The following is a 24101-nucleotide window of genomic DNA, read 5'->3' as shown; positions in this document are numbered from 1 at the left end:
ACAATGAAAGTAACAAAAGCAGAATTTATAATAAGTGCGGTTGGTCCCGATCAGTTTCCTGTGGACGCTTTGCCAGAGATTGCTCTGGCGGGGCGCTCCAATGTAGGAAAGTCTTCATTGATTAATCGGTTGATTAACCGTAAAAATTTGGCGCGTACCAGTTCTACGCCAGGTAAAACCCAGCAACTCAATTATTACCGGATTAATGATGATCTCTATTTTGTCGATTTTCCCGGTTACGGTTACGCCAAGGTATCCAAAACGTCCCGCAAGGCTTGGGGGCAGATGATTGAGTCTTATTTGCTGGAGCGTGAGCCACTCAAACTGGTGCTTCAAATGGTAGATTTGCGCCATCCGCCGTCCAAGGACGATATCATGATGTATGATTGGCTGCGTCATAACGGGCTTCCCGTATGTGTAGTAGGCACGAAGGCAGATAAAATCCCTAAAACGCGGCGAGAAAAGCATTACAAGGTAATCAAGCAGGAACTCGGAATACTTCCCGGGGGATTGTTTATCCCCTTTTCATCCGAAGAAGGTATGGGCAAGGAAGAGCTGTGGTCTGTCATCTCCAGCTATATAGAGAATGACGAAGAAGAGCAGACGGAATTGTAAGGCTAGGGACGTCCTTGAGGACGTCCTTTTTTCATGGTTCGGGCTTCAAAAAAATAAACTTACTAAATAGGTGGGAATAATATATAATAACAAAAAGAACTCGTGGATTTTAAGCCGAAAAGTGAGTATATGGGGGATAATGCAGTCTCAACCCCATCATTTTCCGTTTATTTCCGATGTATGGCGGGAATTTATGATTTGATGTGCAAGAAAAGCACTTTAGGTCTGATGTATAATAAATTTAAAGCTTAAACTTATAGGTTCAGGAAAGAATTGAGGAGATGGGTATGGCTCAGCGGTTAGCCACAGAGTATGTTAAAACCACTTTGACCTTGTCGGAAACCCAAATGGACGAATTTTTGCGGGCAGTGGATGATCCCCAGGTGCATTACTATATTAAAGTTCTAGATAACGGAAGACAGGAAATCGTTCTGGAGCATAGTGCGGGTGAGGAAGTTCATTTGTTTTTTGAAGCCAAAGAGGGAGCGTTTGTGTGTGAATTGACTTGTCGCTTAATTCATCCGCAACTAACCCTGTTTATACGCAAACTTTTTGTTCGTTTTAAGGGCGAAGGCATCGTTTACCGAATGTATCAAGGATTCACTATGGTGTATTTTTATAATGAAGGTACGGTTCGTAAAATTATGGAGAAGAATGCCGGAGGTTCCAGGCTGGTATTCGAATATAAAAATACGGTGCAGGAATTGCAACAGCTTTTTCAGCATCAGAACGTCGAAAATGAAATATCTGACGTATATCATCTCATTAATTCGTTGCTTGACCAGCGGAATTTGGCGCGTACTTTCTCGGAGTTGGAACAGATTGACCACAAGCTTCGAATGAGTTGCTCAAAATTATTTGCACTGGAAGCTTAATAAGGCATGAATATATGGAATGAATCGTTATGCCATGTAGTCCCTTTCTTTACCGAAATAGGCTTTTTTATTCTTAAAAAATGATTGCATTTGCTGCACATAGATGTTATTTTTAATCTCGTTGAAAATGAAATATAGGAACCAGGATTCACTCAGGACATTGAATGTTGCGAGAGGTTATTCCCTCGGGAAGTGAATGACGTAGGTCCTAGCGGATGAAATTTTTCCAAACATTTTATTCCTAGGAAGGGGGAACCGAAAGATGGAATTGGAGTACTCAACTTTCGGAAGACACGTTGCCGTAGATACTTGGGGTGTTGAGTTTGAATTACTGAATGATGCGCAGTTTTTGGAGGCTCAATTAGTTGAAGCAGCTGAAGCTTGCGGAGCAACGGTGATGTCCGTTCAATCCAAGCAGTTCGAACCACAGGGAGCTACCGTGCTTGTACTGTTGTCGGAGAGTCATCTCTCTATTCATACGTATCCTGAGAGAGGGTTTGCCGCTATTGATTGTTATACTTGCGGTGAGACTGTCGATCCGCAGCTGGCTATTGATTACCTGGTATCCGTTCTAAAACCGAAAAAAACATATGCGAAAAAGCTGATTCGCGGCTTGGGAGAACTTCAGGTGGAATCACCAGAGTGCAAGCTGGCTGAGTTAGTGTAAATCGTTTTTTATGGAGCCGTTTGTGCGTCCTATATTATAGCCATGGAACATTTCCATGGTTATTTGTTTTAAAAGTGGTCTACACTAAATCAAATCATACAGAACGTGCTGGTTTCATGAAAGCTATTCAATTTTCATAAACAATTCATAAAACAGCCGGAGGAGATTCGGACTTCTGTGATATAATTAACATAGTTTATGATAACAGTGGTTATTCTTATTACAGTTTAGGCAGGTGAATTTGCAATGCACATCGTCGTTGTTGGGTTGAATTATCGTACGGCGCCTGTGGAAGTCAGAGAGCGTTTTACATTTGCAGAACAAGATTTGCCAAAAGCGCTGGAGCAACTCAAACTTACCAAAAGTGTGTTGGAGGGCGTAGTTGTCGCAACCTGCAATCGGACTGAAATATATGTTGTAGTGGACCGCCTTCACATGTGCGGCTATTTTATACGCAGTTTTATGGAGCAATGGTTTGGCATTCCGCGTGATCAATTTACACAACATTTATATATATATGAGGACGAGCAGGCGATTCGGCATTTGTTCCGTGTGACTTGTGGTCTTGATTCTATGGTAATCGGAGAAACACAAATTTTGGGACAGGTAAAGAACGCTTTTCTTCAGGCTCAATCCCAGAAAATTACGGCAACGTGGTTTAATATGTTGTTTAAGCAGGCCGTCACATTGGGCAAGCGTGCCCATTCAGAGACATCTATTGGAGAAAGTGCCGTATCTGTCAGCTATGCAGCAGTTGAGCTAGGCAAACGGATTTTCGGGATGTTTACCGATAAAAAGGTACTGATTCTCGGTGCTGGTAAAATGAGCGAACTTACGGTTAAGCATTTGTACAGCGGCGGAGCAGCCGAGGTTATTGTAGCCAACCGAACCTTGTCCCGTGCGGAAGACCTTGCCTCCAAGTTCCATGGAACGCCGGTTACGATGGAGGAAGGCATGAATCGGTTGGCGGACGTGGATATTGTTATTAGCTCGACAGGTGCCCAGGGGTATATTCTGGATCGGACTCGGGTTGAAGCAAGTATGAAACGTCGACAGTCCCGTCCTTTGTTTATGATTGATATTGCGGTTCCGCGTGATCTCGACCCGGCTATTGGTGAATTACAGAATGTTTTCTTGTACGATATTGATGATCTGGAAGGGATCGTGGAGAGCAATTTGGAAATGCGCCGTACCGAAGCTACAAAAATCGAGCATATGATCGAAGATGAGCTTAGCGAGTTTTATCAATGGTTGAAAACGATGGGAGTGCGTCCGGTGATTCGTGCATTACAGGAAAAAGCGGAGTCTGTACATCAGGATACGTTGGAAAGCTTGTTCAATAAGCTTCCCGAGCTGGATGAACGGCAACGCAAAGTGATTAGCCGTTTGACGAAGAGTATGCTGAACCAGATGATGCATGATCCGATCAATCGGGTAAAGGAACTGGCTGTCCAAAAACAGGGAAATGAGGCCCTAGACATGTTTAGCCACATTTTTGCTCTGGAGGATCGTTTGGATGACGCCGCTCAGAAAGTAGATAAAAGCGATGCATCTGCGTTAATAAAACCGGAAGCCGGTGTTCATGAAAAAACCGTTCAGGCTCAGGCTTTGCCAGCGTCGTTTGCGCCGGCCAGCCTGTAAAAGTGGGTGAACAGACGTGGCTTCAGGCATGCTTATATATGATTCAATGATTTATGTTTTTGCCCTGAGCCTTCTGTTTGTATTCTCGGATGGGATTCGTCGCAATGCGAATGCTAAACGGACAGGTACAGGGCTTCTTGTTGTCGTTCTGGTGCTCCAGCTTGCTTATATGGGGATAAGAACCTGGAATGAAGGGCACCTTCCTATTTTCGTGACCTACGATTTTCTATTTCTGTTTTCAGTTATTTTAGTGCTGATTTCTTTGATTTTGACACGTTATCAGCGTTCCGAATTTGCGGTATTGCTGCTTAATATTATTAGTTTTGCAGTGCTGGTGCTCAACAATATATGGATGGAGCCTCTCGACAATCCACTTGGAAATTGGCATACCGTGCATGGGCTGCTCCTGATTCATATTGCGCTGGCTAATCTTGGTTTTGTAGCGATGACGGTAGCAGCTGTATTTTCGGGGTTATATCTGTTTTTGCATCGTAAATTGAAAGTAAAGAAATGGAATGACACGATCAGACGCCTGCCGAGTCTGGAAATGATGGATCGGTATACGCATATGGCGCTGTTGATTGGTACTCCTTTGCTGGGAGTCTCTATTGTAGTTGCCGTTATTTCTATTATTGCTGAGGAACGCTGGCTTCTCTTGCTAGATACCAAGGTGCTGATGACAGCGATTGCCCTGTGTGTGTATATTATATTTTTAGTGAGCAAAAGATTGAATCAGCGTTCAGGGCTTGTGATGGCAAAGTGGGCATTGGTGGGCTACACGCTATTGATTCTTAATTTTTTGCTGAATTCCTGGTCTGTATTTCATCAGTGGACGGGAGAGTGAAAAGCCATTTGCAGCATTTTGTCCCGATTTCGTTGAATTGTAACAATAAGATCTGTTGTATTGTAGGCGGCGGCAGGATTGCGGAACGAAAGGTTAAGGGGATGATGGAAAGTGGGGCGTCCATTACCCTCATTAGCCCGAATATAACGCCGGATTTACAGGTCCTGGCCGATCACAAGCAGCTCCACTGGGTAAATCGCGTATATCGCGAGGGTGACCTCCAGGGAGCCTTTCTTGTATATGCCGCTACGAACCAGAGAGAAGTGAATAATAAGGTTGCGCATGAGGCCAGACAAAGGGGTATACTGGTAAATGTGGCGGATCGCTCGGAAGAGGGAGATTTTATAACGCCGGGCATCATCCGACGAGGGAGACTGACGATTAGTATCTCTACAGAAGGGGCAGGCCCCGCTGTGACCGCTGATATTACATCAGCCTTGGATACGTTGTTTGGTAGCGAATACGAGCCATATCTGGATTTCATGCACGATATGCGACAGATCATCAAACGTAAGATAAGTTCCCCACAGCAAAGGACTAAACTACTGAGGCGCTTGGCGAGTAGCGGAATTTTGGATCAAATACGCCGTCATGAATTTATGGCTTGGACCGAACAACAAATAGACCTGTGGATTGCGCAAAATCAGGAGGAATAACATGCGAACAATTGTGGTAGGCAGCAGACAGAGTGCGCTGGCGTTAACTCAGACCGGGCATGTCATTGAAGATTTGAACGCGCTATGCGCGGAGCATGGAATGGATTTGCAATTTGTCGTAAAGAAAATCCTGACCAAGGGTGATCGAATATTGGATGTAACCTTGTCCAAAGTGGGTGGCAAAGGGCTTTTTGTCAAAGAGATTGAACAGGCCATGCTGGCTGGTGAGATTGATATGGCAGTACATAGTATGAAGGATATGCCTTCCGAATTGCCGGAAGGGCTTGTCAACGGCGCTGTACCGCGTCGTGAGGATCCACGTGATTGCCTGATCACATTGGGCGCCGAGAGCCTGGAGGAATTGCCTCAAGGGGCAAAGGTGGGCACGAGTAGCCTGCGCAGAGCCAGTCAAATCAAGTCCATGCGACCTGATCTACAATTGGAGCCTGTGCGTGGGAATATTGATTCCCGTCTGAAAAAGCTGGAGACGGAAGGTTTTGACGCTATCATTTTGGCGGCAGCAGGTTTGCATCGGATGGGCTGGAAAGATCGAATTACATCCTATATACCGGAAGAAGACTGTTTGCCGGCGGTTGGGCAGGGAGCGCTGGGTATTGAATGTCGCGCGAGTGATGAAGAGCTATTGGCCTTGCTGCGCCTTTACAACGACCGGGATACCTCGGCTACCGTTGCGGCAGAACGAACCTTTTTGGGCGTGTTAAATGGGGGGTGCCAAGTGCCGATCGGGGCTCATGCCGTCTGGGCTGGTCAAGAAATCAGCCTTACGGGCATGGTAGGCTCGCCAGATGGCGAGGTTATTTTGAAGGAAACGCTCCAGGGAAATGATCCGCAAAAGCTGGGAGAAGCGGTGGCGGCCAGTTTGATAGCCAAAGGAGCAGAACAGATTCTGGCGCAGGTGAGGGGATGATAGCATGGCAGGAAAAGTATATTTGGTAGGTGCAGGACCCGGAGACGCAAGATTAATTACGGTCAAGGGTTGGGAATGCATTCAATTGGGCGATGTCATTGTGTACGACAGACTGGCAAGCCCGCGCCTTTTGGGATTGATGAAGCCAGAGGCCCAAAAAATATATGTTGGAAAGTTGCCAGATCGTCACACTATGAAGCAAGAGGAAATTAATCAGCTGTTGGTGGATTTGGCCTTGGAAGGAAAAACAGTTGTTCGTCTTAAAGGGGGAGACCCTACTATATTTGGACGAGTCGGCGAGGAAGCCGGGCTACTGCGTAAACATGGTATTTCCTATGAAATTATACCCGGCATCACATCAGCAATCAGTGTGCCCGCCTATGCGGGGATTCCAGTCACACACCGGGATATGGCCTCATCGCTATCTATCATTACAGGTCATGAAAGTCCGGATAAACTCGACAAAAGTATTCATTGGGATAAAGTGACGAACGCAACGGGCACACTGATCTTTATGATGGGTGTAGCAAAGATTGGCTATATCAGTGAACAGCTGATAAAACACGGCAAGCCATCAAATACTCCTGTTGCCTTGATCCGCTGGGGAACCCGTGCCGAGCAGGATACGCTGGTGGGTACGCTTGCGGATATTGAAGCTAAGGTGAAGGCTGCGAATTTTCAGCCTCCCGCCGTCATCGTTGTTGGAGAAGTGGTCAATCAACGTGAACAGTTAAAATGGGCTGAGGACATGCCTTTGTTTGGCAAGCGAATTTTGGTTACTCGCGCGCGTGCGCAGGCCAGCAGTCTGGTCCATCGGATAGAAGAGCTTGGTGGCGAGCCTTATGAATTTCCAGTTATTCAGACGGTCGCCCCTTCGGACGAGCCAACCAAACAGGAAATTAAAGAGGCATTTGCGCGACTGCCAGAATATGATTGGGTGTTTTTTACCAGCGTTAATGGAGTGGAATACTTTTTCACGCACTTAAAGGAACAGGGCAAGGACGTACGTATGCTGTTCAAAGCGCGTATTGCCGCAGTCGGACCGGCTACAGCAGCCGCGCTTCGGACGCACGGAATTGTGGCAGAACAGATCGAGGGCCCATTTCAGGCAGAGGGCTTGCTCGAGGGATTTGAGCAGGATTTGCAGGCAGGGCAGAACGTATTTCTCCCAAGAGGTGATCTAGCTCGGCCGTGGCTGCCAGAAAAGCTGAGGGAGATGGGACTTCATGTGACCGAGGCTGATTTGTATCAAACGGTGCTAGCAGCCAACACACAGGATGATGAACTTCTCAAGCTGCTTGAGGAGCGTGCCATTCATGCGATTACGTTTACCAGTTCCTCAACTGTAACCTTTTTCTTAGAAGCCCTCAGACAAATGGGGATCCATGATCCGGTGTCGCTGCTGGAGGGAGTTACGATTGCTGTGATAGGTCCTTTGACCGGTGAGACAGCTACCCAAGCCGGCTTGACTGTAAGTTTTATGTCAGAGAAGGCGACCATTGAAAGTCTGATCCAATCGTTGTGTGAGTGGAAACGTTCAAGTACTGTTATGACATTATAATTTTTTTGTTTTTACTAATGAATGTATAAAAAATGGAGGTTTGTAATCATGAGTGTTCCTTTTACCAGACATCGCCGTTTGCGCCAGTCGGCTGCAATCCGCAGTATGGTGCGTGAGACCGTATTGAATCCCACTGATTTTATCCAACCGATCTACGTAACATTTGGCACTGGGGTGAAACAGGAAATTAGCTCTATGCCAGGTGTATACCGTTTTTCTCTGGATCGGCTGGAGGAAGAACTGAAAGAGATTAGTGAGCTCGGCATTCCCGCTGTGCTCCTATTTGGCATCCCAGAAACCAAAGACAGCGTAGGGACTTCGGCTTTTGTGGACGATGGTATTGTTCAGGAAGCTACTCGTCTGATCAAGTCGCGTTATCCCGAACTGCTGGTTGTGGCTGACACTTGTTTGTGTGAGTTTACGGACCATGGACACTGCGGTATGGTGCACATGCATGAGCATGATGGTGAGGTATGCGGTGAGGTATTGAATGATGAATCTCTGGAGGTGCTGGTACGTACAGCTGTATCTCAGGCCAGAGCTGGTGCAGATATTATCGCGCCATCTAATATGATGGACGGTTTTGTACAGGCGATTCGGCAGGGGTTGGATCTAGAAGGCTTTTCACATATTCCAATTATGTCGTATTCCGTCAAATATGCGTCTGCTTTTTACGGTCCTTTCCGGGAGGCCGCAGATTCTGCGCCGCAGTTTGGTGACCGCAAATCCTATCAGATGGATCCTGCTAATGCACGTGAAGCATTGCGAGAAGCAGAATCTGATGTGCTGGAGGGGGCAGATATGCTGATGGTGAAGCCTTCCCTTTCTTATCTTGACGTAATGCGCACGATTAAGGATCAATTTGATCTGCCTATGGTGGCTTACAACGTTAGTGGTGAATATGCCATGGTCAAGGCAGCGGCTCTTCAAGGCTGGATTGATGAAAAAGCAATGGTGCTAGAGATTTTGACAAGTATGAAGCGTGCGGGTGCAGATATGATTATTACCTATTCGGCCAAGGATGCGGCAAGATGGTTGAAGCAATAAGTCTATTTTCAGAAGATAGGAGTGGTCAGAATGATCGACGAACAACGAACAGTGCGCAAGGATACGAACTCCAAAGTAGCCTTTGATGAGGCAAAACAATACATTCCGGGTGGCGTAAACAGCCCGGTACGGGCTTTTAAATCTGTTGGAATTACACCTGTGTATATCGACCATGGCGAAGGATCGCGCGTATATGATATTGATGGTCAATCCTATTTAGACTATGTATGTTCATGGGGACCGCTTATTATGGGCCATGCACATCCCGAAGTGGTTAAAGCTTTACAGGCTGCTGTTGTAAAAGGAACCAGCTTCGGCGCACCAACGTTGGCAGAAACCGAAATGGCCAAGCTCGTATGTGAGCGTGTTCCTTCTATGGACATTGTACGTATGGTTAACTCCGGTACTGAGGCGACTATGAGTGCGATTCGACTCGCACGCGGATTTACGAGCCGTAGTAAAATTCTTAAATTTGAGGGATCATATCACGGTCATGCGGACAGCTTGCTGATTAAAGCAGGCTCTGGTGTTGCCACATTAGGCTTGCCCGATAGTCCCGGTGTGCCTGAAGTTGTGGCCACCCATACCATCACTGTCCCTTATAATGATCTAGCTTCGGTGAAGCTAGCTTTTGAGAAATTTGGCGAAGAGATTGCCGCAATTATTGTCGAGCCAGTAGCAGGCAATATGGGAGTTGTACCGCCACAGCCTGGATTTTTGGAAGGTTTGCGTGAGGTAACCCAGCAGTACGGAAGTCTGCTGATTTTTGATGAAGTGATGACTGGATTCCGGGTTGGACTTCATTCGGCTCAAGGTCGCTTTGGTGTGACACCGGATCTTACCTGTTTGGGTAAAGTGATTGGTGGTGGACTCCCTGTAGGTGCTTACGGCGGACGTCGTGATATTCTGGAGCGGATTGCTCCATCGGGGCCCATTTATCAAGCGGGTACGCTTAGCGGAAATCCGCTGGCTATGGCAGCAGGTTATTCGACACTTAAATTGCTGACGCCAGAAGTATACGATCGCTTGGAAGAGCGGGCAGCACGACTTCAAGCCGGATTCGAACGTAATGCGAACGAGCTAGGTATCCCTGTCACGATCAATCGCGTGGGTTCCATGGTTTGTCCATTTTTTACAGAAGAAAAGGTTGTCAATTTTGATACAGCTAAAACGAGTAATCAGGACCACTTCCGTCGTTACTTTACTGAAATGGTGAATGAGGGAGTCAGTGTAGCACCATCTCAATTTGAGGGTATGTTTGTATCGGGCGTGCATACGGTAGAGGATATTGATGCCACCATTGAGGCGAACTATCGCGCGCTCAAACGTCTATGAGCTGGCAAGGTGGCTGGAAAAGAAGAGGACCGTGGCTGGAAGTCACGCCAGGACGGGAAATCACAGACGAGGAAAAAAACAGCGCTGATGCTGTAGATCAGTGGTTGCTGAATCGTTTGGAATTACCGGAAAAGCTGTGGCGCAGACTGCGCCATGATAAAGAGATTGAACTTACAGGGGACCGGCTACGGCTGGCCCTTTTTCCTGTAATGAACCTTGGCATCACCCCTCGCTGGTATGATTTGAAGGTACTGTATGAAGATGATTTTTGTCTGGTAGTACATAAACCAGCAGGTATGGCAGTACATCCGGACGGTGGTGTGCAGGATGGTCCGCTGACGTTGGATCATGCTGTCGCATCCTACTATGAGATGAATGGCATTCATGCGGTGGTACGGCATGTACATCGTCTGGATGTGGATACGACGGGCCCAGTGCTATATGCCAAAAATGAGTTTGCGTTGCTCAAGCTGGACGAGCAAATGAGAGCTAAGGATATCGACCGCCGGTATGTAGCTTTGGTACGAGGGAAAGTACCTCCATCGCTGCGAATGTTGGATTGGCCGATTGGCAAGGACAGGCATCATAAGCAGCGCCGTCGTGTATCTCCGACTGGGCAGAAGGCGGTTACCCATATTGAACTCGGGGAAGTATGGGGAAGCGGTTCAAGTGCAGTGAGTCTCGTATATCTGACGCTGGAGACAGGACGGACGCACCAGATTCGCGTACATCTTAGTCATGCTGGCTACCCGTTGCTTGGGGATGTATTATACGGGGGGCGTGCTACTGATTTTGGCAGGCAGGCGCTACACGGAGAGCGTCTTACCTTCTGTCATCCGCTGAGTGGCGAAACGATTACTGTGGAGGATGCTTGGCCGGATGATTTTCAAAAGCTGCACAAACAGCTATAAAAGATGGCATGCCTTCTATTTTGGCGCATATACTTGAACCTAGAAACGGTTTGCAATATGGAGTTTCCGTGCGCCTGACCAGAAGTCAGAGGATGTGCGGAGACTGCCCAAAGGAGGATGCCATCCTTGAACAAACAACAGAATGATCAGCCGCAAGGCTTGCGTTTTGATATTTATGAACGCATTCATTTGACGGAGGAAGCTGCCGGGATTGCTGAGTTGGAGGAAATCGAGCTTCTGCCACGCATTCAGGTTGTAACCCACGGCGACCATGCCGCTTTGCGAGGGCATTTGCTGCTGGAGGGCGTGTACCGCACACCTGAACAGTTCACGAGCGAGCTTCATCATTTGATCCCTGTGGAAATTACCATTCCGCTAAACCGCGTAGGGAGATTGGAAGATATCTCTGTCGAGATTGAAAATTTTGATGTGGACCTGCTTTCTTTACGTAGTCTAAACATTACAGGCGTTCTTTCTTTGCATGGTGTGGAAAGCTCGCACGCGGAAGAGACGGCGGTCTGGTTGGATGAAGAATTTACCGTAGTGCATGCACCTGAGCATCCGGTTCAATCCCTTTCCGCCGATGAAGAGTATCGTCAGGCAGAGGCCTATTCTACCAATGACTCGACCTCTGATTACGTTACAGATCCTGAAACCTCCTACAGTGTGCCAGTACAACAGGAGTCCATTTCCTGGGAACAGCTGTCTGAGGACCAAGGGGAACAGCAATCATCGTCGGAACAGCAAGCTTATGAGCCAGCAGTAGATCCTAACCGATTCTATGAGCCTTGGACGGGCAAAGCAGTTGAAGATAACTCTCCCGAGGTCAAACATGAGCATGGGTCTCCGGAAGTGTGGGGATTTCAGCAAAAGGAAGCATGGGCAGGGGGAAATGAGTCCAAAGTATCTTCCGCATCTCCTAATGTAAATTATGACCCTTTGCTGTCTGAACCGCATCCTGCTACGGAGTCCGAGGTCTATCTGGAGCCACAGTTGGAAGCGAGTCAAGTAGATAGCTTCGACTTCAGGCCTGAAGCGTCAGAACAGGTGAATCACGAGGCCCATGACACTTTTACTGAGGATAAGCCAGAGATGCGTGTGGCGCTTAACAGTAAAAAGGATGAAGAGGCAGACGAGCCAGACCCGGTTGTCTACTCATCATTGCTCCAATCCAGCCGTTCGGTGAAAGAAGCGGAATACCAGCAGCAATTGGAGCAGGAGCCGCAGGATCAGAAAGCCGAAGAAGAGCGGGAGAATGCCAAGTGGAAGAACCTTTTTTTTCATACACAAGATGAAACACCTTTTCGTAAGGTGCGGTTATGCATAGTACAGCGCGAGGATACACTGGAAACCATAGCTGACCGTTATCAGCTCAGCACGCGTGAGCTTCAACTGTATAACAGATTGGCGGAGCATCATGTGGAAGAAGGACAGGTATTGTACATCCCTTGATCCGGTTGCTGAAAAATGCACAGCGGGTGTTGACTATAGTCAATGGGAAATGTATGATGTGGTATAGTTATTGAAAGACTGAGATCGGGAAGAGTAGGCAGCAAGCCCTTCAGAGAGTGGAATTGCAGCGCTGTGAGGTTCCGCAGGAAGCTACTGGCCGAAGTCACCCGGGAGTCGCCTGTTTGAACGGTTCCTCATTTAATTCCTACGGAAGATAAGAGGTTCACGGTAGAATAAGGCCGGTCCGCAACCGTTATCTGCATAAAGTGTCACACCATGTGTAATGGATCAGTGGATACATACACTAGGGGTGAAACAAAGGTGGTACCGCGAGAGAACAGCCTTTCGTCCTTTGAGGATGAAGGGCTTTTTTTATTTGCCAATTGAAAAATCATGGAGGTATCCTGATATGTCAGAACAAGACAACAAGACAACCTTGGAAATGCCAACAACGTACGATCCAAAATCAGCAGAACAAAAATGGTACAAAACGTGGATGGAGAAGGGCTATTTCCGCGCTGGGCAACATCCAGAGGCAGAGCCTTTTACAATCGTTATTCCACCACCGAATGTTACAGGTATGTTGCATATTGGACATGCTCTTGACTTTACTTTGCAGGATATTATTATTCGCGCCAAGCGGATGCAGGGCTATGATGCCTTGTGGCTGCCAGGGGCAGACCATGCGGGTATTGCTACCCAAACAAAGGTAGAGCAAAAGCTGCGTGAAGAAGGCCTGACACGTTATGATTTGGGCCGCGAGAAGTTTTTGGAGAAAGTGTGGGAGTGGAAGGATCTTTACCTAGATAATATCCATAACCAATGGGAAAAGATGGGCTTTTCTCTCGATTATTCTCGTGAGCGTTTTACGCTGGATGAGGGACTGTCCCAAGCGGTACGCGAGGTATTCGTTAAACTGTACAAGAAGGGTCTGATTTATCGCGGTAAACGCATCATAAACTGGGACCCTGCTGCACGTACTGCATTATCGGACATTGAGGTGGAATACAAAGAGGTGAACGGAAATCTGTATCACCTGCAATATCCACTGAAAGACGGTAGCGGATTTATTACGGTAGCCACTACACGTCCTGAAACGATGCTGGGCGATACAGCTGTAGCTGTACACCCGGAAGATGAACGCTACAAGCAAATGATCGGCAAAACGCTTGTGCTCCCAATCATCGGACGGGAAATTCCGGTCATTGCGGATGATTATGTTGATAAAGATTTCGGTAGCGGCGCGGTTAAAATTACACCGGCTCACGACCCGAATGACTTTGAAATGGGACAACGTCACCAGCTGCCACAAATTACAGTGATGGACGAAACGGGAACGATGAATGCCGAAGCAGGCAAATATCAGGGCCTTGATCGTAGCGATTGCCGTAAGCAAATCGTCGCTGATCTGAAAGAGCAGGGCGTACTGATTCGTATTGAAGAGCACGTACATCAAGTAGGCCACAGCGAGCGTACAGGTGTAGTTGTAGAACCTTATCTGTCCACACAATGGTTTGTGGAAATGAAGCCTCTGGCAGCTAAAGCCATTGAAGTGCAGAAGGCTGGCAACGGGGTAAACTTTGTACCGGATCGCTTTGAACGTACTTATCTGCATTGGATTGAAAATGTGCGTGACTGGTGTATTTCCCGTCAATTATGGTGGGGACACCGTATTCCGGCTTGGTACGATGAGGATACCGGAGAAGTGATTGTATCGGCGGAGGACCCTACAACTTTGCCTGAGTATGCTGGCAGAAAGCTAAAACAGGATGAGGATGTGCTGGATACTTGGTTCAGCTCGGCTTTGTGGCCGTTTTCGACACTGGGCTGGCCTGAGCAGACAGAGGACCTCAAACGCTACTATCCGACTAATGTCTTGGTTACAGGCTATGACATTATTTATTTCTGGGTATCGCGTATGATTTTTACAGCACTCGAGTTTACGGAAGAGATTCCGTTCAAGGACGTACTTATGCACGGGTTGGTTCGTGATGCGGACGGTAGAAAAATGTCCAAATCCCTCGGCAACGGTGTTGATCCGCTCGACGTGATTGACCAATATGGTACCGATGCCATGCGTTATATGATTTCCACCAGTAGCACGCCTGGGCAAGACCTTCGTTTCCGCTGGGAGCGGGTGGAGCAGGCCCGCAACTTTGCCAATAAAATCTGGAATGCGTCACGCTTTGCGCTGATGAATCTGGAAGGCGTCACTTCGGCAGATATAGACATTACTGGTGACCTGAGCACCGCTGATCGTTGGATTCTGCATCGTCTAAACGAAACTTCACGCGACATCACGCGTCTAATAGATGCTTATGAATTTGGCGAGACAGGCCGCCTTCTGTATAACTTTATTTGGGATGATTTGTGCGACTGGTACATTGAGTTTGCGAAGCTTTCCCTATATGGCGACAACGCAGATGCGAAAAAGAAAACGCAGTCCGTACTTGCATATGTATTGGACCGGACGCTGCGCATGATTCATCCGTTCATGCCGTTTATCTCTGAGGAAATATGGCAGCATCTTCCACATGAGGGAGAAACGATTACACTGGCCGCTTGGCCTGTTTATGATCCGGCTTTTGAGGATAAGGATGCAGTTGCAGAAATGAATTTGCTGATCGACGTAATTCGCGCTGTGCGCAATATCCGTGCTGAAGTCAATGTGCCGATGAGTAAAAAAATTGAGTTGCTCATAAAACCCGGCGATCAAGCCGTTCTCGATATCATTAACCGCAATGGGGAATATGTGCGTAGATTCTGTAATACGTCTGAATTCGACGCGGGATTAGAGTTCACCGTTCCAGATAAAGCGATGACATCTATAGTTAGCGGCGCAGAGTTGTACCTGCCGCTGGCCGGACTGCTTGATATTGCCCAGGAAATTAGCAGACTGGAAAAAGAACTTCAGCATTTGAACAGTGAAGTGGAGCGCGTGGAGAAAAAGTTATCTAACCAAGGCTTTGTGGCGAAGGCACCAGCTAAAGTCATCGAGGAAGAGAAGGCCAAGCAAGCCGATTACTCAGATAAGCGCGCTAAAGTTATCGCACGTATTGAAGAACTCAAGGGATAATTTCACTCACAATAAAATGACCTGAAGGTGAAGAGGATGTCAGATACGATCAGGGGCGGAGATACGGCTCCTTTACAAAGCTATGATGAGGCAGTGGAATGGATTAACGGCTTGATTCCGTTTGGTATCAGACCTGGACTGGAACGAATTGAACAACTAATGAGTAAATTGGGTGATCCGCAACGACATCTGAAATTTGTGCATATTGCGGGAACCAACGGTAAAGGCTCGACTTGTGCCTTTCTGACCTCTGTGCTACTTAAATGTGGGTACAATGTCGGGACTTTTACGTCTCCGTACATCACCCGATTTACGAACCGCTTTCAATTCAATGGGACCGATATTCCCGATGAAACGCTGGTTTTGCTTGCCAATCGCTTGTATCCGTTGGTGAAAGAAATCGCAGATAGTGAATTGGGATCACCTACAATGTTTGAGGTATCGACAGCGTTGGCTATTTTATACTATGCTACGGTATCTTTCCCAGATGTTGTGGTATGGGAGACAGGTCTTGGGGGAAGGATGGATGTAACTAATATCGTGAATCCAATCCTCTCGGTTATTACAAATGTCGGCTATGACCATACGGATATTTTGGGAGATACGCTCGAACAGATTGCAAGGGAAAAAGCCGGTATCATCAAACCGGGTGTACCTGTCGTCAGTTGTGTTTCCCAACCCGAGGCTATTCAGGTCATACGTGAAACGGCGACAAAGCAAGGAGCTACCTTGTACCTGGCAGGAGAACAATTTACGTATGAACGGCTAAACGGAGATGAAACAGCTCAAACCTTTTCATTCGCGGGGCCCTTCCGACATATGGAAATTGACATCACGTTGTTAGGCGAGCACCAATGTTCTAATGCGGCAGGAGCTATGATGGCACTTGAGGTCCTACGTCAGTATATGGCTTTTGTGTTGGATGATGCAGAACTGCTGGAGGGCTTTAGGCAAACTGCCTGGGCAGGGCGTCTCGAACAAGTCAGTACATCACCGAGAATTGTTCTTGACGGGGCTCATAATCCAGAAGGAGCACAGACGCTGGCCAAGAGTCTTCCTCAAGTGTATTCGTACAAAAAATTGGTTTTAATGATGGGGATGCTGTCAAACAAGCATCATGAAGCATACTTGCAGCATATACTGCCACTAGTGGATACGCTTATCCTGACCGAGCCCGATTTTCGGCGCAAAATGAATGCCGCTGAATTGGCTCATCTCGTGGAGAAGCTGCGGCCGTCTTATGCCAAAACGGATTTAAAAATAATTGTAGAAGGTGACTGGAAAAAGGCTCTTGGCCTGTTTCAATCACATACGGAAGCGGAAGATCTGGGGGTGGTGTCCGGCACGCTGTACCTTATTGCGGATGTACGGGCTACCCTTATGTATCAAACCGATTCGGAAAAAGGTTGGTGAAATTTGTTGATTACTTCGGAACATGTTCATTTTATCGGTATCGGCGGCTACGGGATGAGCGCGATTGCTCGAGTCATGCTGGAGATGGGTTATACCGTGACTGGCTCAGATGTGGCATCACAGGAGCTGACAGAAAAACTGGCGGCAAAAGGCGCAAAAATATATATTGGACACACGCCTGAGCATATTGCAGGCGCGGATATCGTCGTCTATTCAACAGCATTGTCACGTGACAATGTGGAGCGGGTGGCAGCGGAGGAATTGAATATTCCAACTCTGCACCGTTCGCAGATGCTGGCTCGCTTGCTTAACGAACGTAAGGGAATAGCTGTTGCGGGTGCGCACGGTAAAACGACAACCTCTTCCATGATCGCTCTGGTTATGGAGAGATGTAACGTTGATCCAACGTATATTATTGGCGGCGAAATCACGAATTTGGGGACGAATGCCAAAGCAGGTAAAAGCGAGTTTGTCGTTGCTGAGGCGGATGAGAGTGATGGTTCTTTCCTGCAGTATCATCCTTGGCAAGGCATCGTAACCAATATTGAAGCAGATCATTTGGAAAATTACGATGGCGACTTTAATCGTCTGAAAAGTGCTTATGTACAGTTTTTGAGTCAAATTCGACCGGATGGAGCGGCTATTGTATGCGCAGATGATCAGAACATCCGGGAAATGCTGCCTCAACTCCAGACTCGGGTCATTACTTATGGAGTGGAGCATGAAGCGGATTATATGGCGACAGATATCCAATTAGGTGACCGTCGATTAAGCTTCACTATGAGCCGTAAGGGAACAGCACTCGGAACAATCGAACTATCAGTGCCGGGTAAACATAACATGTATAATGCGATGGCAACTGTAATTTCATGTTTGGAAGCAGGGATTCCATTCGATCAAATCGCTGCTACAATTGTGGAATTTCACGGAGCGAAGCGTCGGTTTCAAGTACTAGGTGAAAGCAATGACATACTGATTATTGATGACTATGCGCATCACCCAACAGAGATTGAGGCTACGATTAGCGCAGCGAGAGCGACTGGCAAGCGTATTATTGCTGTATTCCAGCCGCAACGCTATAGCCGCACCTTTTTCCTGCTCGATGCGTTCAGCCGCGCGTTTAGCGAGGCTAGTGAAGTCATCATTACCGATATTTATTCACCAGCGGGAGAAAAACAGATTGAAGGCGTGCATTCTTCCAAGCTCGTGGATTTAATCGTCCAAAACAGCAATGCTAATGCAATCTATTTGCCGACCAAAGAAGCTGTGATCGAGGAGTTGAAAGATCGATTACAGCCGGGTGATCTTGTGCTGACGATGGGAGCAGGAGATATCTGGAAAGCAGGTGACGCGTTAGCGCGCCATCTTCGCGGACAGCAAGTGTAAACCGTATAAAAATGAGCTGTTGCGCCAATGAATTACAATTATTCAAGGGTATTCCGAACACGACTTGTTTCGGGATACCCTTTTTTGTAATGCTGGGGCATATATTCTTAGCTTGACTCATACAACAGACTATGAGGAAGTATGGGACAAGGAGGGAGTGCATCCATGAACAAGACCAAGATGACATTCCGGTTCGACCAACAGTTGCCGGAGACAAGCCGGGAGGATAAGCTACAGGTGCTTCCGTACAAAAACGAGTCGATTACGAACGAACAGCGTGAAACTGATAACCCGCATAAAGGAACGGAACGGAACAGAGGAATGGAGAAAAATACTGCAACTACACAAGAATCAAAGATCAATGAGCCTGAGGATCGGAATAAACGCATTTCAAGTCGGCGTTTTGCTCCGACATTAAGAGTACAAGAGGGATGGGATGACCCCTTTGGTCGTTCGGCGGCTTCCTGGTCAGATGCGGAAGTTCTACCGGATAGCCTGGAAGAGGATGAGGAAGCTTATCATTCTGGCCAAGAGTACAGAAGACGTCCGCCCAACCCTTCTAGATGGAAACTGGTTGGCTCTGTAGCCAGCGCACTGGTGACCGGAGGCATGTTTGGATATATTATGTTGTTACTGTTTAACGGAGGAGGCATGGTTCCGGGATCAGATCCTTCAGTAGAGGAGGCTGTACCGGTCTTTAAAGAATCTGTTGGTGTGGATGCAATATCTGCAAAAGAGAATTCTGTCCCTGTCACTGTCATAGAGGCTCAGGTACCACCTCAAACCTACTATTTGTTGCAATATGGGGTTTTCAGCACCCCAGAACGGGCCTTACAAGCAAAAGAAGAACTATTAAAGGCAGGTATTGCAGCAGGAGGGGATACCGAGGACCAAAACCGGGTATATGCAGGAATATCACCGGATAGGGAGCAAGCCAAGTTGCTCAGCAATCAGTTGAAAACACAAGGAGTCGAATTGTATGTTCGTGAGCTTGAATTGCCTGGATTTGAAAAAGCGGCTTACGGAGGCGAAGGTGATAAACTCACTAGCTTTTTTCAGTTAAGTAGCTCATTGGTGGGTAAGTTGAGCGGACTTTCCTCAAACTTGCTCGGAGAAGGAGGTCCGAATACGGTGCCAGCCTCCGACATGAAGGAGCTGAACGACCTGCATCAGCAGTGGACACAAAATATCACTGTACTTCCCAGTGGTCTTCCAAAGGAAGCGGTTGCCTCCGCAACCTCACTTGAAAAGGCGATGAACAGCGCGATCTCTGCACTTGGGGAATATAATAAGAATACAGCCAAGGAACACATTTGGGAGATTCAGTCCTCCATGATGGAATATGTTTTGCGTGAGAGGGAATTTATCCAATTCATAAAACAATAGGCTAACCATATTTTCCGGCAAGGAACTGGAAATAGTTCCCCATGCCGGATTTCTGTTTGTATTGCAGTACAAATCACCGTATAATAATGAAGGTGTCAAAAAATGGCGAGGGAAGATCAGGATGAAAAAAAATGTAGGAATGCTTATACTGTTTTTGTTGCTCGGTTGGCTCTTGGGTGCATGGATTGCCAAAGCCCTTCAATCGATCAAATTCCTTTCTTTTCTGACCCACCCCACTAGGATATCTTGGTCGCCGAGAGCGGACCTGGATATTATCAGCTACAACATAACAATAAATTTTGAATTGAGCCTGCTTAGTCTGATCGGCATCATTGCCGCGTTCTGGCTGTACCGCAGGCTCTAACTGATGAAAAGGAGCTTCCCTTATGGACGGGAAAATTACGCCCCGCATTATTTTGGCATCGACTTCACCAAGAAGGAAGGAATTGCTCGCATTTTTGAGACTCCCCTTTGAGGTGGTGCCAAGTCATGCGGATGAGAGCACGCCTGAGAGCTGGACGCCTCAGCAAATCGTGGAGACCCTTGCGGCACGCAAAGCCCAAGCGGTCGTGAACACCGTCACTCAGTCGAAGGAAGCCGGACTGGTGATTGGCAGTGATACCATTGTCGTGCTGGATGGTTCGGTATTGGGCAAGCCAGCCGACCATGCGGACGCAGTTCGCATGCTGACTGCATTGCAGGGAAGGACACACCGCGTGTACACCGGGGTAGCCTGCATACATACCGGAACCGGCGAAGTGCTTGTCAGACATCGCCAAACGGAGGTTACAATGAAGCCTCTGAGTCAAGAGCAAATTGTGGCATACGTGAATACTGGTGAACCGTCTGACAAGGCAGGAGCGTATGGCATTCAAGGCATGGGTGCTACGCTGGTGGAATCTATTCAGGGTTGTTATTTTAACGTCGTAGGATTGCCGCTTTCCTTGCTGTCGGACATGCTGTCCGATTTTGGAGTGAATGTGTTGCGTCCATAAAGGGGATAAACATATGCTGGAGTCGCCAATACTGATGCTTCGCGACCTCCCCCATGAAGAACGACCAAGAGAGCGCATGATGACATATGGGGCGGATGCCTTAAGCAACGCGGAGTTGCTGGCAATATTGCTGCGTACAGGAACGCAAAATGAGTCTTCGGTGCATTTAGCGCAGCGTATTTTGCAGCAGGCAGGAAATTTGCGTCAACTGGTGGATATGAGCTTGAGCGAGTTGACCCAGATTAAGGGCATTGGGGATGCTAAAGCGATACAGCTAAAAGCGGGTATCGAACTGGGGCGTCGATTAGCTTTGTCTCGCCATTTGGAGACCCCGGTGATTAGTTGCCCGCGGGATGTGGCAGATCTGTTGTTTGAGCAGCTTCGTTATTTGCAGAAAGAGCATTTTGTATGCTTGTTCCTTAACACTAAAAATCATGTCATTGCTCAGGAAACACTATCTATGGGTAGCCTGAATTCTGCCATCGTGCATCCACGTGAAGTATTTCGGGCAGCAATCAAATGCAGCAGTGCTTCAATAATTTGCGCTCATAACCATCCGAGCGGTGATCCGAAGCCAAGCCCCGAAGATGTCCAGTTGACTCGCCGCCTGATGGAAGCGGGCAACATCGTGGGTATCGACGTGCTTGATCATATAGTGATCGGGGACGGGACCTTTGTAAGTTTGAAGGAACAAGGTCTGATATAATATAATATTTAAATCAAACATTTAAACACGACCGGATAATCCGGCCTGAATAAACCGCTTATACATTGGATAACAGATTTCAGGGAAGAGAAAAGGAGATTACATCATGCTGGGTGGCTTTACAAAAGATTTGGGAATAGATTTGGGGACGGCAAACACGCTTGTATACGTAAGAGGTAAAGGAATTGTGGTTCGTGAACCATCTGTAGTCGCTTTGCGTACAGATACAAAAACCATTGAGGCTGTTGGTGAATCTGCGAAAAAAATGATCGGTCGCACACCGGGAAATATCCGTGCGATTCGTCCGATGAAGGACGGTGTCATTGCTGATTTTGATACGACAGCAACGATGATCAAATATTTTATCCGTCAGGCGCAAGCCCAACGCTCTTTGTTTCCACGCCATCCGAACGTGATGGTTTGTGTGCCTTCGGGCATTACTGCGGTGGAGCAGCGTGCTGTTGAAGATGCGACGAAGCAAGCAGGCGCAAGAGAGGCATATACGATAGAGGAGCCGTTTGCAGCAGCAATTGGCGCTGATCTTCCTGTATGGGAGCCTACAGGCAGTATGGTTGTCGATATCGGTGGAGGTACAACCGAGGTGGCAGTCATTTCCCTGGGTGGGATTGTAACAAGCCGCTCCGTGCGTGTCGCTGGCGATGAAATGGACGAGTCCATCATCCAATACGTGAAGCGCCAATACAATCTGATGATTGGTGAACGGACTTCAGAGCAACTGAAAATGGAAGTGGGTTCAGCTATGCCATTAGAGCAAGTGGAAACCTCGGAAATCCGCGGACGTGATCTGGTAACAGGTTTGCCGAAGACGATCACGATTACTTCTGATGAAATTAGTGAAGCATTATCGGATACAGTCAATGCAATCGTGGATGCGGTTAAAGTAACACTGGAAAAATGCCCTCCCGAATTGGCAGCGGATATCATGGATAGAGGTATTGTACTTACTGGCGGTGGAGCACTTCTACGTAACCTGGACAAGCTGTTGGCAGGTGAAACCGGAATGCCGGTGATCGTAGCAGAAAATCCTCTAGATTGTGTGGCAATCGGTACAGGCAGAGCGTTGGAAAATATTCATTTGTTCAAATCGCGCAGCAGTTCTGCCGTCCGTTCCAAACGTTGAATCGGGGGTGTAGGAACTGTTTAAGCTGTTTGGCAATAAAAGACTATTTGTTCTATTGATAGGAATCGTTCTGTTTATTGCCCTTATGGGGATTACACTTGGACAGAGGAATTCCTTAACCTGGCCCGAGAAGTTCGCCAGAGATTCGATTGGCTTTGTGCAAGGTATCTTTTACAGGCCCGCTTCTGCAATAGCGGGCTTCTTTGAAGATATCGGGAATATGCGCAGTATCTACGAAGAAAATGAACGGTTAAAAATTGCTGTGGCAAAGCTGACTCGTGACCAAATTCAGACCCATAATTATGTTGAAACAAATGCCAGACTGCAGAATGAACTGAAGTTCACCCAAACGCAAAAGGCGAAAAATAATTATGATTATCGTGTTGCTCAAGTGAACAGCGTCAGCAATGATTCCAAAACGCTTGTGATCGATATTGGTGAGAAGGACGGAGCGAAGGTTGGTCAGGAAGTCAGTTCGCTTGAAGGATTTGTCGGAGTCATTAGTCAAACGGGGAATTTTACGTCCACCGTTACCCTATTGACTACATTGGATCCTAAAAATCCGAATTCTTATGCTATTGCAGCGACAGTCTTGGGCAAGGAAAATCAATCGTTTGGTATGATTGAAAGCTATGATCCGGGTACGAACAGATTTCAAATGACTCGCATTGAGGAAAAAGATCCAATCGCAAAGGGTGATCAGATTATTACATCTGGCGCAGGTGGTAAATTCCGCAAAAACCTAATGGTTGGAACGGTAGAGAAGATTCAGGTTGGGGAGTTTGGCAAAACACGGACAGCGATTATTAAACCGGCAGCTAGCTTTGTGGATTGGAAAGAACTGCTCATCCTCTACACTCCTGAGGTACCGGAATAATGAAGATGCGCGGTCAGGTTCTAATACTGCTGCTGTTTGTACTGTTTATAGCTGAAGGGACGATTCTTCCATGGCTTCTTCCGGATAGTTGGCATTCAAGAATGGTTCCGAATTTTGTGTATGTCGTGATCTTGTTTGTGTCTGTGTATTACAGCCGTCATACAGCATTGGTGCTAGGTATTGTTTTTGGACTTATTCATGATGTAGTGTTCTATGGGTTTATCATTGGGCCTTATTCTTTTGCAATGGGGTTGTCTGCATACTTATTGGGGCTTGTTTTTACAGCTCGACGTGCGCAGATGCCCATTATGATGGCAGCCGTGTTGATTGGTAGTTTCCTCTTGGATTCTATGCTTTTTGCCATTGACCAGCTGTTCCAGCTGAATCATCAGACTTTCAATTGGGCACTTGCTCAGTATATAATTCCTGATTTATTTATCCATTTTCTGTTCGCCCTCATCATTTATGTCCCAGTTCGCAAGCAGTTGCAGCGTTTGGGTACCCGTGTGAAAAAGGAAGAGGCTGTCTAGGTCTTTTTACACACATTTTGTCCGGGTTAGCAGGGATTTGACGTCCCGGGGACGAAATG

The 24101-nt window shown here is 47.2% G+C and carries 22 protein-coding genes; all 22 read left to right on the top strand.

The window, feature by feature from the left end; all coding sequences use genetic code 11:
* The first annotated feature begins 3 nt into the window (after window positions 1-3).
* Window positions 4-615: a ribosome biogenesis GTP-binding protein YihA/YsxC gene (gene yihA, locus MKY98_RS20005; protein ID WP_029518405.1), complete on the top strand. Its 612-nt coding sequence runs from the start codon at window positions 4-6 to the stop codon at window positions 613-615.
* Between the two features lie 287 nt (window positions 616-902).
* Window positions 903-1490: a hypothetical protein gene (locus tag MKY98_RS20000; protein WP_029518406.1), complete on the top strand. Its 588-nt coding sequence runs from the start codon at window positions 903-905 to the stop codon at window positions 1488-1490.
* Window positions 1491-1758: 268 nt separating this feature from the next.
* Window positions 1759-2157 (top strand): adenosylmethionine decarboxylase, encoded by a 399-nt coding sequence (gene speD / locus MKY98_RS19995; RefSeq protein ID WP_025365654.1) that lies wholly within the window; start codon window positions 1759-1761, stop codon window positions 2155-2157.
* 246 nt (window positions 2158-2403) lie between these two features.
* Window positions 2404-3798 carry a glutamyl-tRNA reductase gene (gene hemA / locus MKY98_RS19990; RefSeq protein ID WP_029518407.1) on the top strand — a complete coding sequence of 465 codons (1395 nt, stop codon included), beginning with the start codon at window positions 2404-2406 and terminating at the stop codon, window positions 3796-3798.
* A 16-nt stretch (window positions 3799-3814) separates the two neighbouring features.
* Complete coding sequence (gene ccsA / locus MKY98_RS19985; protein WP_029518408.1) at window positions 3815-4642, top strand: cytochrome c biogenesis protein CcsA; 828 nt, start codon at window positions 3815-3817, stop codon at window positions 4640-4642.
* 8 nt (window positions 4643-4650) lie between these two features.
* On the top strand, window positions 4651-5298 hold the full coding sequence (locus MKY98_RS19980) for a precorrin-2 dehydrogenase/sirohydrochlorin ferrochelatase family protein (RefSeq protein ID WP_069011260.1): 648 nt from the start codon (window positions 4651-4653) through the stop codon (window positions 5296-5298).
* Window position 5299: 1 nt separating this feature from the next.
* Entirely contained in the window at window positions 5300-6226 is a 927-nt protein-coding gene (hemC, locus tag MKY98_RS19975) for a hydroxymethylbilane synthase (RefSeq protein WP_029518410.1), read from the top strand.
* Between the two features lie 4 nt (window positions 6227-6230).
* Window positions 6231-7787, top strand: coding sequence for a uroporphyrinogen-III C-methyltransferase (gene cobA, locus MKY98_RS19970; protein WP_069011261.1), 1557 nt, complete (start codon window positions 6231-6233; stop codon window positions 7785-7787).
* Window positions 7788-7835: 48 nt separating this feature from the next.
* Window positions 7836-8834, top strand: a complete 999-nt coding sequence (gene hemB / locus MKY98_RS19965; RefSeq protein WP_069011262.1) for a porphobilinogen synthase — start codon at window positions 7836-7838, stop codon at window positions 8832-8834.
* Window positions 8835-8864: 30 nt separating this feature from the next.
* Complete coding sequence (hemL, locus tag MKY98_RS19960; protein ID WP_069011263.1) at window positions 8865-10169, top strand: glutamate-1-semialdehyde 2,1-aminomutase; 1305 nt, start codon at window positions 8865-8867, stop codon at window positions 10167-10169.
* A complete protein-coding gene (locus MKY98_RS19955; RefSeq protein WP_069011264.1) occupies window positions 10166-11080 on the top strand; it encodes an RluA family pseudouridine synthase in 915 nt (304 codons plus the stop codon). Before hemL ends, MKY98_RS19955 begins: the two co-directional genes overlap by 4 nt.
* A gap of 126 nt (window positions 11081-11206) precedes the next feature.
* Entirely contained in the window at window positions 11207-12532 is a 1326-nt protein-coding gene (locus tag MKY98_RS19950) for a LysM peptidoglycan-binding domain-containing protein (protein WP_069011265.1), read from the top strand.
* A 409-nt stretch (window positions 12533-12941) separates the two neighbouring features.
* Window positions 12942-15608, top strand: coding sequence for a valine--tRNA ligase (locus MKY98_RS19945; RefSeq protein WP_029518416.1), 2667 nt, complete (start codon window positions 12942-12944; stop codon window positions 15606-15608).
* Between the two features lie 36 nt (window positions 15609-15644).
* The gene (locus MKY98_RS19940; protein WP_069011266.1) at window positions 15645-17021 is read left to right on the top strand and encodes a bifunctional folylpolyglutamate synthase/dihydrofolate synthase; all 1377 of its coding nucleotides are present in this window, start codon (window positions 15645-15647) and stop codon (window positions 17019-17021) included.
* Between the two features lie 6 nt (window positions 17022-17027).
* Window positions 17028-18407 carry a UDP-N-acetylmuramate--L-alanine ligase gene (gene murC, locus MKY98_RS19935; protein WP_013311605.1) on the top strand — a complete coding sequence of 460 codons (1380 nt, stop codon included), beginning with the start codon at window positions 17028-17030 and terminating at the stop codon, window positions 18405-18407.
* A 165-nt stretch (window positions 18408-18572) separates the two neighbouring features.
* On the top strand, window positions 18573-19793 hold the full coding sequence (locus MKY98_RS19930; protein WP_069011267.1) for an SPOR domain-containing protein: 1221 nt from the start codon (window positions 18573-18575) through the stop codon (window positions 19791-19793).
* Window positions 19794-19914: 121 nt separating this feature from the next.
* Window positions 19915-20157 carry a DUF4321 domain-containing protein gene (locus tag MKY98_RS19925; RefSeq protein WP_023989955.1) on the top strand — a complete coding sequence of 81 codons (243 nt, stop codon included), beginning with the start codon at window positions 19915-19917 and terminating at the stop codon, window positions 20155-20157.
* A gap of 22 nt (window positions 20158-20179) precedes the next feature.
* Window positions 20180-20788 carry a Maf family protein gene (locus MKY98_RS19920; RefSeq protein ID WP_039272577.1) on the top strand — a complete coding sequence of 203 codons (609 nt, stop codon included), beginning with the start codon at window positions 20180-20182 and terminating at the stop codon, window positions 20786-20788.
* Window positions 20789-20801: 13 nt separating this feature from the next.
* The gene (gene radC / locus MKY98_RS19915) at window positions 20802-21494 is read left to right on the top strand and encodes a RadC family protein (protein ID WP_025722728.1); all 693 of its coding nucleotides are present in this window, start codon (window positions 20802-20804) and stop codon (window positions 21492-21494) included.
* Window positions 21495-21600: 106 nt separating this feature from the next.
* Window positions 21601-22635: a rod shape-determining protein gene (locus MKY98_RS19910; protein WP_013311600.1), complete on the top strand. Its 1035-nt coding sequence runs from the start codon at window positions 21601-21603 to the stop codon at window positions 22633-22635.
* A gap of 55 nt (window positions 22636-22690) precedes the next feature.
* Window positions 22691-23512 (top strand): rod shape-determining protein MreC, encoded by an 822-nt coding sequence (gene mreC, locus MKY98_RS19905; protein ID WP_029518420.1) that lies wholly within the window; start codon window positions 22691-22693, stop codon window positions 23510-23512.
* Window positions 23512-24042 carry a rod shape-determining protein MreD gene (mreD, locus tag MKY98_RS19900; RefSeq protein ID WP_029518421.1) on the top strand — a complete coding sequence of 177 codons (531 nt, stop codon included), beginning with the start codon at window positions 23512-23514 and terminating at the stop codon, window positions 24040-24042. Before mreC ends, mreD begins: the two co-directional genes overlap by 1 nt.
* The last annotated feature ends 59 nt before the right edge of the window (window positions 24043-24101 follow it).

The organism is Paenibacillus sp. FSL M8-0228, from assembly GCF_038007385.1.
Lineage (GTDB): Bacteria > Bacillota > Bacilli > Paenibacillales > Paenibacillaceae > Paenibacillus > Paenibacillus polymyxa_D.
Note: the sequence above shows the minus strand (reverse complement) of the source record. Positions and strands in the feature narration are given on the sequence as shown.

Coding starts and splice junctions, on each gene's coding strand:
- yihA (WP_029518405.1), top strand. CDS start 4: ATGAAAGTAACAAAAGCAGAATTTATAATAAGTGCGGTTGGTCCCGAT.
- MKY98_RS19945 (WP_029518416.1), top strand. CDS start 12,942: ATGTCAGAACAAGACAACAAGACAACCTTGGAAATGCCAACAACGTAC.
- MKY98_RS20000 (WP_029518406.1), top strand. CDS start 903: ATGGCTCAGCGGTTAGCCACAGAGTATGTTAAAACCACTTTGACCTTG.
- hemC (WP_029518410.1), top strand. CDS start 5,300: ATGCGAACAATTGTGGTAGGCAGCAGACAGAGTGCGCTGGCGTTAACT.
- hemA (WP_029518407.1), top strand. CDS start 2,404: ATGCACATCGTCGTTGTTGGGTTGAATTATCGTACGGCGCCTGTGGAA.
- MKY98_RS19930 (WP_069011267.1), top strand. CDS start 18,573: ATGAACAAGACCAAGATGACATTCCGGTTCGACCAACAGTTGCCGGAG.
- radC (WP_025722728.1), top strand. CDS start 20,802: ATGCTGGAGTCGCCAATACTGATGCTTCGCGACCTCCCCCATGAAGAA.
- hemB (WP_069011262.1), top strand. CDS start 7,836: ATGAGTGTTCCTTTTACCAGACATCGCCGTTTGCGCCAGTCGGCTGCA.
- MKY98_RS19920 (WP_039272577.1), top strand. CDS start 20,180: ATGGACGGGAAAATTACGCCCCGCATTATTTTGGCATCGACTTCACCA.
- MKY98_RS19955 (WP_069011264.1), top strand. CDS start 10,166: ATGAGCTGGCAAGGTGGCTGGAAAAGAAGAGGACCGTGGCTGGAAGTC.
- MKY98_RS19940 (WP_069011266.1), top strand. CDS start 15,645: ATGTCAGATACGATCAGGGGCGGAGATACGGCTCCTTTACAAAGCTAT.
- MKY98_RS19910 (WP_013311600.1), top strand. CDS start 21,601: ATGCTGGGTGGCTTTACAAAAGATTTGGGAATAGATTTGGGGACGGCA.
- cobA (WP_069011261.1), top strand. CDS start 6,231: ATGGCAGGAAAAGTATATTTGGTAGGTGCAGGACCCGGAGACGCAAGA.
- MKY98_RS19925 (WP_023989955.1), top strand. CDS start 19,915: ATGAAAAAAAATGTAGGAATGCTTATACTGTTTTTGTTGCTCGGTTGG.
- mreD (WP_029518421.1), top strand. CDS start 23,512: ATGAAGATGCGCGGTCAGGTTCTAATACTGCTGCTGTTTGTACTGTTT.
- hemL (WP_069011263.1), top strand. CDS start 8,865: ATGATCGACGAACAACGAACAGTGCGCAAGGATACGAACTCCAAAGTA.